A 13,497-nucleotide genomic window follows, 5' to 3' on the forward strand; every position below is an offset into this window, starting at 1 on the left:
TACCCGGCGGCGTCGCCGCGCGGTGCGCTCAAGGGATCAAGCACCTATTGTGCACACCTGTTGTGTTCCGGGCCCCGCCGGCGCCCCTCTGGACCGATCGAGATGACCTACGCCATAGGAGTCATGCCCGCCGGTGCGCCGCCGTCCCCGCTACAGCGACTTGAGCCGCACGTTGCCCTCGTCGAGGCGCTTCTGCGCACGGGCGATCGTGTGTGAGTCATAGGTCCCGGTGGAGCGGGCGTGATTCAGGGTGTCCTGCTGGGCGTCGAACAGCAGCTCCATCAGTTCGGGGTACTGAGCGCGCACCGGATCGTCCTCGCTCTCGCTGCCGCCCCGATCCGTCAGCTTCGCGTACATCGTCTGGGCCCGCTCGATCACCGTGGGGTCGAAGGGGGTGCCGTCCCTGCGCCGGAGATCCGGGTTCTCGAGCACCTGACCGACGGCCGCCTCTCCCAGCTCGGTGAGCAGCAGGGACAGCTCGCGCTGGGCCTGCTCCTCGTCGGTACCGCGGACCCCGAGCACACGGATCAGCAGCGGCAGCGTGCTGCCCTGGCCCACCAGGGTCACCAGCGCCACGACGAAGGCGACCAGGATCAGCTGCGTGCGATAGGGGAAGTCGGTGGGCAGCGACTGGGCCGCGGCAAGGGTGACCACGCCGCGCATGCCGGACCACGCCAGCACGGCCCCGCCGCGCCAGCCGAGGCCGTTGCCGGCATAGAAGCGGGCGTCCGCATGGTGACGCTGCAGCCAGCGCCGGATGCGCGGCCCGCGGGGGTGCTGCTGGAAGCGCTCGTCCTCGGAGACGTGCTCGAGGATCTCGCCGAAGCGGCGGGCGCGCTCCTCGTGGTCGGAGCGACGCGCACGGGCGGTCAGCACCAGCGGGATCACGAATCCGGCGCGGACGATCCCGAGCACAACGGTCAGCGCCAACCCGATCCACACCGCGTTCCAGACGGACAGGCCGACATTCTCGACGTCGTCGACCAGGGTGACCAGCTGCAGGCCCATCAGCAGGAACACCCCGTTCTCCAGCAGCAGCTGCACGGTCAGCCAGTTCGTGCGTTCGGCGTTGCGGTCCTGCACGCTGAGGCGCCGCACGCCCATCGCTCCGGTGACCAGCCCGGCAGCGACCACAGCGAGCACTCCGGAGGCATCGGCGAGCTCGGCGGGAAGGAAAGCGATGAAGGGGACGACGAAGGAGATCGCCGTGGTCAGCGCCGGCTGGTCGATCTTGGAGCGGATGCGTACCGCCAGGAATCCGACCGCCACTCCGACGAGGACTGCGACCACCACGGCGTAGACGAAGTCCCCGGCGGCCTCCCGGAAGGAGAACGCGCCGGCCGTGGCGGCGACCGCGGTGCGCAGGAGAACCAGCGCGGTGGCGTCGTTGACCAGACCCTCACCCTCGAGGATCGTCAGCAGACGCGGCGGCAGGCCGAGGCGCTTGCCGATCGAGGTGGCGGCGACAGCGTCGGGCGGGCTGACGACGGCCCCCACGGCTACCGCCGCCGCGAAGTTCAGGTCGGGGAAGATCCACCACAGCACACCGCCGATCGCGAAGGCGGAGACCAGCACCAGGACCACCGATAGAGCGCCGATCGTGCGCAGGTCCCGTCGGAAATCCATCACCGGCATGTTCACTGCCGCCGAGTACAGCAGCGGCGGCAGCACGACGGCGAGGATCAGGCCCGGCTCAGGCGCGATCGGTGGCATGCCCGGCACGAGGCTGAGTCCGAGGCCGACGAGGACGAGCAGGATCGGGGTGGCCAGGCCCAGCTTCTTCGCGAAGTAAGACGCCGCGACGATGATCAGCACGGCCACCACCGCGACCATCTCGAACTGCTCGAGCTCCACAACGGTTCCTCACGCTCGGGGGGCGGATGTACGTGCGGGGCCTGGGCCGGTGAGTGCCGCGGTCCCCCGAATCCGACGTTCTCGTCACCCGATCCTAGGCGTGCCCGCTGGTCACCTTCTCCGTGCCCGTCGGTCGCTGCACGCTCGGCTGCCGCACTCCGCCACCCGGAGACGGCCAGGCACGTCCTCGCCCCCTGCCCAGGTCACCGCAAGTTCTCGCAATGTCCAAGCACAGGACACCTCGACGTCCCACATTCCGGCGGCAAATCAGTGGAAACTAGGTGCACAGGCACGCCACACTGCAGATGCTCGGTCCGCTCCGAGGGTTCCACCATAGGGCCGAGTGGATCGACACTCGCGTCCGTCGGAAGGAGGTGGCGGCGATGTCGCAGGTCCGGGTCTACAACCTCGGCTACGACCCCGAGACGGGGATCGGCGAGCTGCTGCACACCACCACCGTCCGCCACGCCTTCGGCATGATCCGCCGCGAGGTGGCCAACCCCGTCGAGCTGACGATGGTGATGGACCGGATCGTGCCCACGGCGCTCGAACTGACCCGCGAGCTCAGCGGCGCATGGGTCGAGGGCGGCGGACGGCGTTCGATCGGCTTCTCGTTCCGCGCCATCCACGAGCGCGACCACTGGACGTGCGCCTATTGCGGTCGCAGCGTGTCGAAGACTCCCGCCACGGAGGCGCTGCTGGCCACCGTGGACCACATCATGCCGATCTCGCGCGGCGGCCCGTCCTCTTGGCTCAACCTGGTCTCGGCGTGCAAGGAGTGCAACAACCGCAAAGCCGATCGCACGCCGCAGGAAGCAGGCATGGACCTGCGCTTCGAACCGTACGACCCGGCGCGGGCGTACCGCGTCGGCGGGCATGTCGAAGCGCTGCCCGTCCTGGCCGTCGCCTCATAGGATCGCCGCCTCCTGGGCTCAGTCAGCTCAGAAATCCATGGAATGGGCGGAGCCTGCGCCGATGCGGCGCAGGTGGACGCGGCGAGCCAGTCGAATGGCGGGTCGAATGGTCATCTGGATGCTCCCGATGAGGAACAGCCAGGTCCCCAGAGACATCAGCTGCTCGGAGAAGAAGCAGATCGAGCCGATGATGAACCAGAGCCCGATCAGCACATCGTTGGCGATGCTCGCGGCCTCGTACCTGTTGCTCAGCTCGAGCTCGTGGCGACCGATGCGCAGCTCCAGCGCCGCGTCGCCCTGGTCCTGCTGATGCCCCATGTCCGCTCCCTCGAAACCGGCTCCACGCGTGCCCGGGTGACATCCTCTCACCGGCCGCTCGCTCGCCCTCGCCTGCCGCGGGACCGTACCGCGATGCGCAAACCGTCACACCTCCACCCGTTTATCTCATAGAAGAGATACGGTGTGGACCATGACCGTCAACGAGACGTATCTCGCCCGCATCGGCACTCTTATCCGCGACGCCCGTCAGCACTCCGGCCTCACGCAGGCCGAACTCGCCGCTCAGCTGAAGACCAGCCAGAGCGCCGTGAACCGCATCGAGAAAGGCCAGCAGAACTTGACTTTGGAGACCGTCTCGAGGATCGGTTCCGCCCTGGACTCGGAGCTGGTCGGGCTCGGCACCGCCGGCCCCAGCCACCTGCGCGTGCAGGGGCAGACGACCCTCAGCGGCTCGATCGAGGTCAAGACCAGCAAGAACGCCGGCGTGGCCCTGCTGTGCGCCTCGCTGCTGAACACCGGCACGACCGTCCTGCGCCGAGTGGCCCGGATCGAGGAGGTCAATCGCCTGCTCGAGGTGCTCACCTCCATCGGCGTGAAGGCGCGCTGGCTCAATGCCGAGAACGATCTCGAGCTGCAGGTTCCCGAGCAGCTCGATCTCGCGTCCATCGATGCCGACGCTGCCCGCCGCACGCGCAGCATCATCATGTTCCTGGGCCCGCTCATGCACCGCGCCGAGAAGTTCCAGCTTCCCTACGCCGGCGGCTGCGACCTCGGTACCCGCACCGTCGAACCGCACATGACCGCCCTGCGGCCCTTCGGCCTGGACGTCGTGGCCACCGAGGGTCATTACCAGGCCACGGCGACGCCGGGTGTCGGTCCGCGCCGTCCCATCGTGCTCACCGAACGCGGTGACACGGTGACCGAGAACGCGCTGCTGGCAGCAGCCACGTACGAGGGCGAGACGGTCATCCGCAACGCCAGCCCCAACTACATGGTCCAGGACCTGTGCTTCTTCCTCGAGAAGCTCGGCGTGCGGATCGAGGGCATCGGCACCACCACGCTGACGATCCACGGTGCCTCCGACATCCGCACCGATGTCGAGTACGCCCCCAGCGAGGACCCGATCGAGGCCATGAGCCTGATCACCGCCGCGATCGTGACCCGCTCGAGCATCACGGTGCAGCGCGTTCCGATCGAGTTCATGGAGATCGAGCTGGCGATCCTCGAGGAGATGGGCTTCCGCTACGACCGCTCCGCAGAGTACGTGGCCCGCAACGGGCAGACGCGACTGGTGGACATCACCACCCAGCCCTCGGATCTCAAAGCGCCCATCGACAAGATCCACCCGATGCCGTTCCCCGGCTTGAACATCGACAACCTTCCCTTCTTCGCCGTGATCGCCGCAACGGCGGAGGGGCAGACGCTGCTGCACGACTGGGTCTACGAGAACCGGGCGATCTACCTCACCGAGCTGACCAAGCTCGGGGCCAACATCAAGCTCATGGATCCGCACCGGGTGCTGATCGAGGGCCCGACGCATTGGAGCGGCACGGAGATCGTGTGCCCGCCGGCCCTCCGGCCCGCCGTGGTGATCCTGCTCGCGATGCTCGCCGCGAAGGGCACCTCGGTGCTGCGCAGCGTCTACGTCATCAATCGCGGTTACGAGGACCTTGCCGAGCGGCTGAACGCTTTGGGCGCTCGGATCGAGACCTTCCGCGACATCTGAGCCCGGGCGACAGCCCTCCGCGTTCACTGCTCGCGACGGTCGTCCCCGTTCACTGCTCGCGTCGTCCCCGTTCACTGCTCGCGTCGTCCCCGTCGTGACACGCAGCTGCGCGGCCGGCTCACGGCTCCAGAAGTTCGCGGATCCGTGCGGGATCGAGCAGCGCCGGGGCCGTGCCGTCTGCCTGCAGCACCGACCGGGCCAACCGCCGCTTCTCGTCCTGCAGGGTCAGGACCTTCTCCTCGATCGTGCCGGAGGCGACGAACCGGTAGACGCTGACCGGTGAGGTCTGGCCGATCCGGTGGGTGCGGTCCACGGCCTGTTCCTCCACCGCGGGGTTCCACCACGGGTCCAGCAGGAAGACGTAGTCGGCCTCGGTCAGGGTGATGCCGGACCCGCCGGCCTTGAGGCTGATGAGGAAGGCGTCCTGGTCCCCGTGGCGGAACTCCTCGAGCACGCGTTCTCGGTCCCTTGTGGTGCCATCGAGGTAACTGGTGGTGATCCCGGCACCCTCGAGGATCGCCTGGACGATCTTGAGGTGGCCGGTGAACTGGCTGAACACCAGAGCGCGGTGCCCTGTGGCCGAGGTCTCGCGCAGCCGTTCGACGAGTTCGGCGGTCTTGGCGGAGGGCTCCTCGACGGTGCCGGGATCCGTGGCGAGCAGCCGCAGTCGGGTCAGGCAGGCGAGGATCTCGACGCGATTCCGGTCAGGATCGGCGAGCAGGCCCATGATCCGCAGGCGCTCCCGGTTCAGGACGCGGGAATAATGGTCGGCGGCCTGCGGATGCAGAGGCTGTGTCAGCACGTCCTCGGACTTCTCGGGAAGATCCGTCGCGACCAGCTCCTTGGTGCGTCGCAGCATCGATGGAGCGATGCGCGTGCGCAGCTCCTCCAGGAGCTGGGCGTCGCCGGCCTTCTCGATCGGCTTGCGCCAGGTGGCGTTGAACTCCGCCAGCGAGGGCAGCAATCCCGGGGCCGTCAGGGCCAGCAGCGCCCACACGTCCTGCAGCGAGTTCTCGACCGGAGTGCCGGTGATCGCGAAGGTGACCTCGCGCCTCAGGTGCCTCACGGAGCGGTGCAAGCGCGAGAGCGGATTCTTCGCCGCCTGGGCCTCGTCGAGCACCACAGCTGCCCAGTCGACACCGCTGTAGACGTCCTCATCCAGGCGCAGCAGGTGGTGGGAGACGACGTAGACGTCGGCCGGTTCCTCGTCGGCCACCGCCCCGGGCAGGCGCTGGGTGATCACCCGTACCCGCAGGTCGGGAGTGAACAACTCGCTCTGCTGCGCCCACGTGGACAGCACGGAGCGCGGTGCCGCCACCAGCACGGGTCGCTCGTCGCGGCGCCGGTGTCGACGGATCGCCGCCAGCAGCTGGAGGGTCTTGCCCAGCCCCATATCGTCCGCCAGGATCCCGCCGAGCCCGACGTCCCATCTGGCAGACAGCCACTGGTAGCCCTCCAGTTGATAGGGGCGCAGGGTGGCGTGGACGCCCTCGTCGAGCGGTTCCTCGGAGAGGTCGGCCGGGATGACGGCGCCGAGCCCCTCGCGCCACCGCTCCGCCTCGCGCTGCAACCTCGAAAGATCGTGCAGCTCTTCCAGGAGGTCGAGGTCGTGACGATTGATGCGCAGCCGGCCCTCGTCCGGAAGCGCGGCCGCTCTCTCGAGCAGCCGGCGCAGCGCCGCCATCTGCGGTGTGAACAGGTCGAGGTAGTGGCCTGCGGGTGTGACCAGCAGCGGTTCGCCGCTCAGCAGGGCATGGATCAGGGTACTGACCGCTACCCGCTCGTCGCCGACCCTGATAGCACCGGACAGGTCGAGCCAATCCCGCCGGTCGGTCTGGATGATGTCCCAGTCGATCGTCGGCTGCTCCTCCTCGACGAATTGGGGCGCGTCCTCCGTGGTCAGCACGATCGCGAGGTCGTGCTCGGACAGAGCACGCTGGACGGTGAGCGAGAAGCGGCACGCCTCGACGAGGTCGAGGTCGCGCGGGGCACGGTCGAGCCATCGCTCGAGGCCGTCGATATCGCGCTTCAGTCGTGCCAAGGTCTCGAGTTCGTCGCCGGGACGTCGCCCGCCGTCGATAGAGGGCGCGAGCTCGAAGACATGGCGCATTCCGTCGCCGTCGCCTCCCCCGTATGTCCACCCCCAGGTGAGACGGAGTCCCTGCGTCGCGCGGGACGTGAGCGTCGCGACCAGCCGGATCGGGTCGGGAAGCTCCGGAGGAGGACCGCTGAGTTCCCCGGTCGAGTGGTCCGGGCTGCGCTGGACGTGCACCGGTGCCACGTCTCGCAAGGTCGGCAATGCCCTTTCGGTGAAGTCGTCGATATCTCCTCGGGGAACCCAGAGATCGCCCTGCTGGGCGAGCGCGATGAGAGAGGGATCAGCCACGACCGGGGCCACCACGGTGTTCGCCGTCGCGGTGGCCAGCACGGCATGCACCGGCCGTCCCAGCAGTCGCCATCGCCGGATGCCGCGGTTCCGGGGCCACACCGGCTGGGCTCGCACCGTCAGCCCGTCGCCGGCCGCAGCCACTCTGGTCTCGAATATTACCGGCTCCCGATCCAGGTGCAGATCGCCCTCGGCCTCGACCTCGAGTCCGACGTCGACCGCGCTCTCCAACAGGGACCAGATCTCCGGGCCCATGTGATCCAGCGGCACCTCCCGGGTTTCGAGCGTGCGGAACCGCATCAGGGTGCGCAGTACGGACTGCTGCTCGGGCGGCAGCGAGTCGAGGTTCTTGCGGATCTCGTCCCAGCCGAGATTCTGGTGCCACGTGCCCTTCTGGGTCCGACGGGACGGCCGCACCGCCACGCCGCGGTCCGCGTAGGTACCGGGACGGTCGATGGTTCCGATCACCAGCCCGGTCACCACCGGCGAGTTCGCCGGGCGGCCCCCGGTCGACGAAGCGCGTCGGTCGCGACCCTCCAGCGCGGCGCTCACGGGCTCACGCCAGAGCGTGCGCGTACGGCCTTCAGCCAGGGCACGCAGGGCCGTGGCCACGTGCTGGCATCGGCCGTGGCCGCATGAGCACTGCGAGGGTGAACCTGCCACGTACAGCGGATTCTGCACGTGTGCCGTGGTGCCGTCGGGAAAGACCAGCTCAGCGCGCAGGTGCTTGGAAGGCGTCGCGCACGCCGGGATCACCCCGTGCTCCAGCTCCTGCCCGGCGCGTTCCCACTGCCAGGGCTGCAGACCCATCTGCGCAGGGCGGATCCCGGACCACAGGCCGTGGTCGCGACCGGCGGGCCCGGATGAGCCGCCCTCACGAGCGGCAGCGAGGTCGTCGTCGGCATCGGGCCGGTCCGGGTGTTCGTCGAGCATGCGGCGAGTGTGGCAAGCCGCCGATCCCGCTCGTAGGGGCCTGTGGACGCGTAGTGGTTGGGGAGGAACAGTTGCGGCTTCGTCCTGCCCTCGGGCGCTGGGGTCCCGGCAACGGGCCTTTCCGCGATGCCCACCCGTACGAGGAGCATTCCGCGTCGGCCCCGCGAGCCAGCTCACTGTTCGCTGAGCGCCGCCTCCAGTCTCTCCACGAAGGCCACCTGAGCCGGGTTCAGCTTCTCGCGCGCAACATCCGGTGAGCACCACATCGCCCGGTCGACCTCCGGGAAGCTCTGGACGCGCCCGGATCTCGGTGGCCAGGCCATCTCGAACGTGTTGCTCCGGACCGTCGTGACGTCGACATCGCCCTCGACCGCGTAGCCGGTCACGATCTTGCCGCTCTTCAGCCGCACCTCGCCAAGGTCGAGCACCGGACCGTCGGGCGGCGAGCTGCCCATCTCCTCGGCGAACTCGCGCCGCGCCGCAGCCACGGGCTCCTCGTCGGGGTCGTACAGCCCTTTGGGCAGGGACCAGGCGCCGGCATCCTTCGCGGCCCACAGCGGTCCGCCGGGATGGACGATGAGCACTTCGAGCCCGTTGCTCCCGGTGCGGTGGACCAGGAGCCCGGCGCTTCTCTGCGTTCGTGATGAGGGCACGCGACCAGTGTGCCTGACCGTTATCGACAAGAGGCCCGGGTATTCACGCCGCAGCGTCTATCGGGGTCCGCGTGAGCGACGGGCGAGTCGGCGCATCGGCGGCCGGGACGGGCTTCCCGCGTCGGGCGGCGACGTCGGTCACGAGGCGCTGGAGATGGGTCTCGAAGGCCACCAGTCGACTGACCAGCACCACCACCGGCGCGCCGACGCCTGCCGCGGCGAGACGTTCATGGTCACGAGCCGTCGTGAGGGCCGGCGAGAGGGACAACCCGTCGACGTGGTCGCGCAGCGCCTGGACGGTGGCGGCGCTGAGGCCATGGACCTCGCTGCGGATCGGGTCGGCCGCGGTGATCCGTGGATCCGCTCCCTTGGCGCGGTGCCAGTCCGCCAGAGGACCGCTCCCCTGCCAATCGGCGACCACGGCCGCGAGGGCATGCAGCACGGGCAGAGGCACCGGCTGTTCGCGCCGGTACAGCGCGTCATATGCCTCGCGCGTCCCGGCCAGAACCTCAGGCGTCAGGTCAGCGAGCGAGCCCTGCTCGTCGGGCGAGTCACGAAGAATGGCATCGAGAATCTGATCGGCTTCCAGGGCGGAATTGATTCGGCTCATAGAGTCACCTTATGCCCGCCAGAAGCTGCACTATAAGGTCCGGACACGTGACCCCGAGCACATCGCCCGGACCTCGATGTTCGACCGGCACAGTCGCTGTGAGATCAGGCCAGGCGTGCCGGCGGGCCGGTGTGCTGCACGTCGCCGATGAACCACATGTCCGTGCCGGCGCCTCCGGCGACGAGGTCGCGGCCCTGCGAGGCGACCGGGAGTTCGCCGAGCGCACGGCTGCGACGCAGCAGGCCCGCGAACCAGGCGACGTACCCCGGATCATCACTGGTGGCCTCGACCGGCGGGATCACGGCGAGGATCCGCTCTGCGATCGTCTCGGCGCTGGTCCGGGTGACCAGTGTCGACTCTGCGAAGCTCCACTCATCGCGGAGTGCTCCGCCGAACGAGCCGCGAGCCACCTTCGTGACGTCCCGCAGCTGGTCGAGGGAGTCGCCCACCTCAGCGTCCCGCCCGACGTGCACCCGCAGGTGCATGCCCGACGGGGACAGGGCGGGGAGGAATCTGATCCGGTGGTAGCCGCGCTCGTGGAGCACCGCCACCGCGTCCATGATCCGCCAGACGATCGCGCAGGTCACGGCTCGCCCTGCCAGGGAGTCGTAGACGGAGACGGGGAACGGCACCGTGTAGTAGGTCCGCTTCTTCGCCGCCGCGAGCCGCTCGCTCAGCATGTCACCCGAGAGGTCGAGCAGCCGCATCCGCAGCGGATCACCGGAGCGGACGTTGTCGACCACGTAGAGATGGAAGTTGCGTTGGGTCCGCCCGGCCTCCACCTGGGGCTCCTCGAGCCAGAGGTCATCGCCGCGAGCGGATTTTCCGTAGGCCTTGACCTCGATCAGCCGCTCTTCGCCCGTCCCGTCGTCGGTGCTGACCATGTCGGCGGGGCTGCCGGGCACATGGCGGGTGTCGCGTGCCGTCCGGCCTGCGGCTGCTTCGTACGCGGTCACGAATTCGACCGCGGCGTCCTCGACCTGTCTGTTCGTCATCGAAGTCAGACGCGTACTGCGCGGTGCGGGGCTCATGTGCTGATCATGTCAGGCACACCTGCCGCGCGATACCGATCCGGGCCGCTCACCCCTCCAGCCACCTCGGCTCGACCAGCGTGGTGCGGGGCCCGGCTCCGTCCACGCGCAGCAGGCGCACGAGCTCCTGGACCGCGAGCTCGCTGATCTCCACCCGCCGCGGGTCGATCTGGGGCACGGCGGCCAGCAGCGGGCTGACGTCCCGGAGGTCCTCTCCGCTCAGCGCGATCAGCATGCGGGTGTCATCGACCAGCGCGCCATCGGCGGCCATGGCGAACAGCGCCTGGCGCACCCCGGTGATCCCGAACAGGGCCGTGCGCTCACCGGGCCGCGTCAGCCGCAGAGCCCGGTGGGGGATCTTCGCCAGGGGCCCGGCGTCGAGAACCACGTCGAGGTCGGTCTCGTCGGCGTAGTCCTCGATGCCGGCGAGGAAGCGGGCGACATCATTGCGCTCGCGCTTTCTTCCCGGGGCACCGAACAGCAGCAGGCGGGCGCACCCCTCCTCGACCGCGCGATCGACGATCATTCGACCCAGCAGCTCGAAGTCCAGATCGACGACGGATCCGTGGGGGAACTCGTCCGGCTTGCCGATGGTCACGAACGGCAGACCGGAATCGATCACAGCGTTCACACGCTCGTCGTGCCGGCCCAGCTCCATGAGGATCAGCGCCTCGCACACGCCGGTGCGGACCACGCGATCGATGCCGCGCGCGCCCTCCTGCGCGGTCACCAGCAGGATGTCGTAGCCGTAGCGCTGGGCCTCACGGGCGATGGCGCCGATGAACATCATCAGCACGCCATCGTCCGCGTCGGCCTCAGGGACCATCAGTCCGATCACGCCGCTGCGCTGGGAGCGCAGGGTGCGGGCACCGGAGTTGGGGTGGTAGCCGAGCTTGTCGATCGCGTTCTCGACCCGCCGGCGGGTGGCCTCGGAGATGGGGCGGGAGCCGGTGAGCACGTAGCTCACCGTCGATTGGGAGACACCGGCCAGACGGGCGACGTCCTGGCTCGTCGGCGGCTTCTTCCTCACGGGTGCGGCTCCTCCTCCATCGTCGCGATGCTGCGCCCGGCGAGCTAGTGCATGCTGAGACCGGAGGTGCCAGTCTTCCACGTGGCCAGCGCCGTGCTGCGCCCGTCGGCCGCATCCAGGACGCGGGCGGACTCGAGCGCCTCATCCAGCACCTCGGCAAGCTGGACGCTGCGACCCTCGTCCGCCGCGCGCACGGCCGCCTCGACGATCGCCTGGGTCCATATGTTGCCGTGGACCTCGCTCGCCGGCCTCGCCCCGGTGCGCAGCGCCTCGCAGAACTCGGCGAGGGATGCGTCCAGCTCCCAGCGGGCTCCGGCCGACGGTTCGCGGCCGCTCACCGGGTCCTCACCTTCGCTCTGGGCCGACGGTGGCCGCTCACCGTCCCAGGCGACGGATCCTCGCGGGCAGCTGATCGTCCATTCACCGTTCCAGCTCGTCTCCCGGCCCGGCGCGCACCAGGAGCCGCTGTACGTATGCACCGCGCCGCTGTCGTAGGTGATCACCACGGTGGCGGCGGCGTCGCCCGCGTACCAGCTCCATGGCGGGTTCGATGAGTTCGCGGTGACCGAGACGGGGTTGCCGTCCACGAGGACGCGCCCGGCGTCGAAGGCGTGGATCGCCATGTCGATGATCAGCGGATGGGCCATCTCCTCGCGGAAACCGCCGAAGCGCGGCGCCCGGTAGAACTGCGTGTCGAGGATCCCGGCGCCGCCGAGCTCGTCGGCGAGGCGCCGGGCCTCGTGCAGATGCGGGTTGTTGCGGCGGGACTGGGAGACCATGAACAGCTTCCCCGTGGTCTCGGCGTGACCGGCCAGCGAGACGGCCTCGGCGAGGGTGGCCGCGCAGGGCTTCTCCCCCAGCACCGGGTAGCCGGCGTGGAGGGCGTCGGCGGTGACCGGGTGGTGCGCGGCCGGGATCGTCACGTCGATGAGCGCGTCGGCGCCCGCTTGGCGAGCAATGGCCAGCGGGTCCGTGCCGGCGAGGATCCCCGGGCGTTCGTGCTCGGGGACCACTTCGGTGACGGCGTTCTCGGCGGTCCCGTCGATCACGTCGGCGACGCCGACGAGCTGCGCGGCCTCGGAGGCGAGCACGGTACGGATCCATGCCCGGCCCATCCCGCCGGCGCCGACGACGACGACTCTCACGGGCGAGTGCTCGTCGCCGGTGGCCGCGGTCGTCCCGGCATCGGGACGGGAACCCTCATGTGCAGACCTGTCGGCGGCGCTCATGCGCCCTTCCCGGCGGCCGCGGCGTCACCCACACCCTGGCCCGCGGTCCCCTTGACGAACCATTCCGTCTCGAAGCGGTCCAGCACCGGCACCTGGCGGTCCGCGACGGCCGGCCGGGCCCACCCGACTCCGTTGGCGATCACACGGCGTACCTCGGGCTGCTGGTAGACGGGGTAGTCCTGGTCGCCGGGGCTGAAGTAGAAGATCTTGCCCTTGCCCCGGCGGAACGTGCACCCGGAGCGGAATACCTCGCCGCCGCTGAAGGAGGAGACGAACACGAGCTCGTCGGGCACGGGGATGTCGAAGTGCTCCCCGTACATCTCCTGCTCGGGAATGATGATCGGGTGCGGGATGCCTTCGGCGATGGGGTGGCTGGGGTTGACGGTCCAGACCAGCTCGCGGTCGGCCTCGTTGCGCCAGCGCAGGGTGCAGGTGGTGCCCATGAGGCGGGTGAAGGGCTTGGACCAGTGCCCGGAGTGCAGCACGACCAGCCCCATGCCGGCCAGCACGTGCTTCTGCACGCGCTCGGCGACCTCGTCGGAGACCTCGTCGTGAGCCATATGGCCCCACCAGGTCAGCACATCGGTCTCGGCCAGCACCTCCTCGCTCAGACCGTGCTCGGGGTCATCGAGCAGTGCGATGCGCGTGGTGACGTCCTGGCCGTGGTGCTCGACGATGCCGTCACGGATGGCGGTGTGCATTCCGTCGGGGTAGATGTCCCGGACGCGCTGGTCGCGCTTCTCGTGGCGGTTCTCGCCCCACACGGTCACGCGCAGAGGCGGTGCGGTGGCGGAGGCGGAGGACGATGCAGCAGGGGTCGACATGGGTTGTCCTTTCGAGGGGGATGGTGGA

General features: G+C 69.3%; 11 protein-coding genes. 2 read left to right on the top strand and 9 right to left on the bottom strand.

Annotated features, from left to right (window positions below):
* Nucleotides 1-150 precede the first annotated feature (150 nt).
* Complete coding sequence (locus ACFQRD_RS05125) at nucleotides 151-1,854, bottom strand: cation:proton antiporter (protein WP_377016712.1); 1,704 nt, start codon at nucleotides 1,852-1,854, stop codon at nucleotides 151-153.
* Between the two features lie 383 nt (nucleotides 1,855-2,237).
* On the opposite strand from ACFQRD_RS05125, the gene ACFQRD_RS05130 reads away from it, so the two are divergent.
* Complete coding sequence (locus ACFQRD_RS05130) at nucleotides 2,238-2,768, top strand: HNH endonuclease (protein ID WP_377016710.1); 531 nt, start codon at nucleotides 2,238-2,240, stop codon at nucleotides 2,766-2,768.
* A gap of 27 nt (nucleotides 2,769-2,795) precedes the next feature.
* Here ACFQRD_RS05130 and ACFQRD_RS05135 read toward each other — a convergent pair whose 3' ends face one another.
* Nucleotides 2,796-3,086 carry a YrhK family protein gene (locus ACFQRD_RS05135; protein WP_377016708.1) on the bottom strand — a complete coding sequence of 97 codons (291 nt, stop codon included), beginning with the start codon at nucleotides 3,084-3,086 and terminating at the stop codon, nucleotides 2,796-2,798.
* Nucleotides 3,087-3,237: 151 nt separating this feature from the next.
* Between ACFQRD_RS05135 and ACFQRD_RS05140 the strand changes: the two genes are divergently transcribed.
* A complete protein-coding gene (locus tag ACFQRD_RS05140; RefSeq protein WP_377016706.1) occupies nucleotides 3,238-4,773 on the top strand; it encodes a UDP-N-acetylglucosamine 1-carboxyvinyltransferase in 1,536 nt (511 codons plus the stop codon).
* 118 nt (nucleotides 4,774-4,891) lie between these two features.
* On the opposite strand, the gene ACFQRD_RS05145 is transcribed toward ACFQRD_RS05140, so the two are convergent.
* From ACFQRD_RS05145 to ACFQRD_RS05175, 7 genes are all read right to left on the bottom strand, one after another.
* Nucleotides 4,892-8,092 (bottom strand): DEAD/DEAH box helicase, encoded by a 3,201-nt coding sequence (locus ACFQRD_RS05145; protein WP_377016704.1) that lies wholly within the window; start codon nucleotides 8,090-8,092, stop codon nucleotides 4,892-4,894.
* 173 nt (nucleotides 8,093-8,265) lie between these two features.
* Nucleotides 8,266-8,745, bottom strand: a complete 480-nt coding sequence (locus tag ACFQRD_RS05150; RefSeq protein WP_377016702.1) for an NUDIX domain-containing protein — start codon at nucleotides 8,743-8,745, stop codon at nucleotides 8,266-8,268.
* Between the two features lie 43 nt (nucleotides 8,746-8,788).
* On the bottom strand, nucleotides 8,789-9,355 hold the full coding sequence (locus ACFQRD_RS05155) for a hypothetical protein (protein ID WP_377016700.1): 567 nt from the start codon (nucleotides 9,353-9,355) through the stop codon (nucleotides 8,789-8,791).
* A gap of 104 nt (nucleotides 9,356-9,459) precedes the next feature.
* Nucleotides 9,460-10,350: a protein NO VEIN domain-containing protein gene (locus ACFQRD_RS05160; protein ID WP_377016698.1), complete on the bottom strand. Its 891-nt coding sequence runs from the start codon at nucleotides 10,348-10,350 to the stop codon at nucleotides 9,460-9,462.
* Nucleotides 10,351-10,435: 85 nt separating this feature from the next.
* A complete protein-coding gene (locus ACFQRD_RS05165) occupies nucleotides 10,436-11,416 on the bottom strand; it encodes a LacI family DNA-binding transcriptional regulator (RefSeq protein WP_377016696.1) in 981 nt (326 codons plus the stop codon).
* A 44-nt stretch (nucleotides 11,417-11,460) separates the two neighbouring features.
* On the bottom strand, nucleotides 11,461-12,645 hold the full coding sequence (locus tag ACFQRD_RS05170) for a Gfo/Idh/MocA family protein (RefSeq protein ID WP_377016694.1): 1,185 nt from the start codon (nucleotides 12,643-12,645) through the stop codon (nucleotides 11,461-11,463).
* A complete protein-coding gene (locus ACFQRD_RS05175; protein WP_377016692.1) occupies nucleotides 12,642-13,469 on the bottom strand; it encodes a ThuA domain-containing protein in 828 nt (275 codons plus the stop codon). Before ACFQRD_RS05175 ends, ACFQRD_RS05170 begins: the two co-directional genes overlap by 4 nt.
* Nucleotides 13,470-13,497: the final 28 nt, after the last annotated feature.

This window comes from Brachybacterium sp. GCM10030268 (genome assembly GCF_042666305.1).
Lineage (GTDB): Bacteria > Actinomycetota > Actinomycetes > Actinomycetales > Dermabacteraceae > Brachybacterium.

Bases quoted from the DNA above. Each gene is read 5' to 3' on its own strand.
- ACFQRD_RS05130 (WP_377016710.1), top strand. From the start codon at position 2,238: ATGTCGCAGGTCCGGGTCTACAACCTCGGCTACGACCCCGAGACGGGG.
- ACFQRD_RS05135 (WP_377016708.1), bottom strand. From the start codon at position 3,086: ATGGGGCATCAGCAGGACCAGGGCGACGCGGCGCTGGAGCTGCGCATC.
- ACFQRD_RS05140 (WP_377016706.1), top strand. From the start codon at position 3,238: ATGACCGTCAACGAGACGTATCTCGCCCGCATCGGCACTCTTATCCGC.
- ACFQRD_RS05145 (WP_377016704.1), bottom strand. From the start codon at position 8,092: ATGCTCGACGAACACCCGGACCGGCCCGATGCCGACGACGACCTCGCT.
- ACFQRD_RS05155 (WP_377016700.1), bottom strand. From the start codon at position 9,355: ATGAGCCGAATCAATTCCGCCCTGGAAGCCGATCAGATTCTCGATGCC.
- ACFQRD_RS05160 (WP_377016698.1), bottom strand. From the start codon at position 10,350: ATGACGAACAGACAGGTCGAGGACGCCGCGGTCGAATTCGTGACCGCG.
- ACFQRD_RS05170 (WP_377016694.1), bottom strand. From the start codon at position 12,645: ATGAGCGCCGCCGACAGGTCTGCACATGAGGGTTCCCGTCCCGATGCC.
- ACFQRD_RS05175 (WP_377016692.1), bottom strand. From the start codon at position 13,469: ATGTCGACCCCTGCTGCATCGTCCTCCGCCTCCGCCACCGCACCGCCT.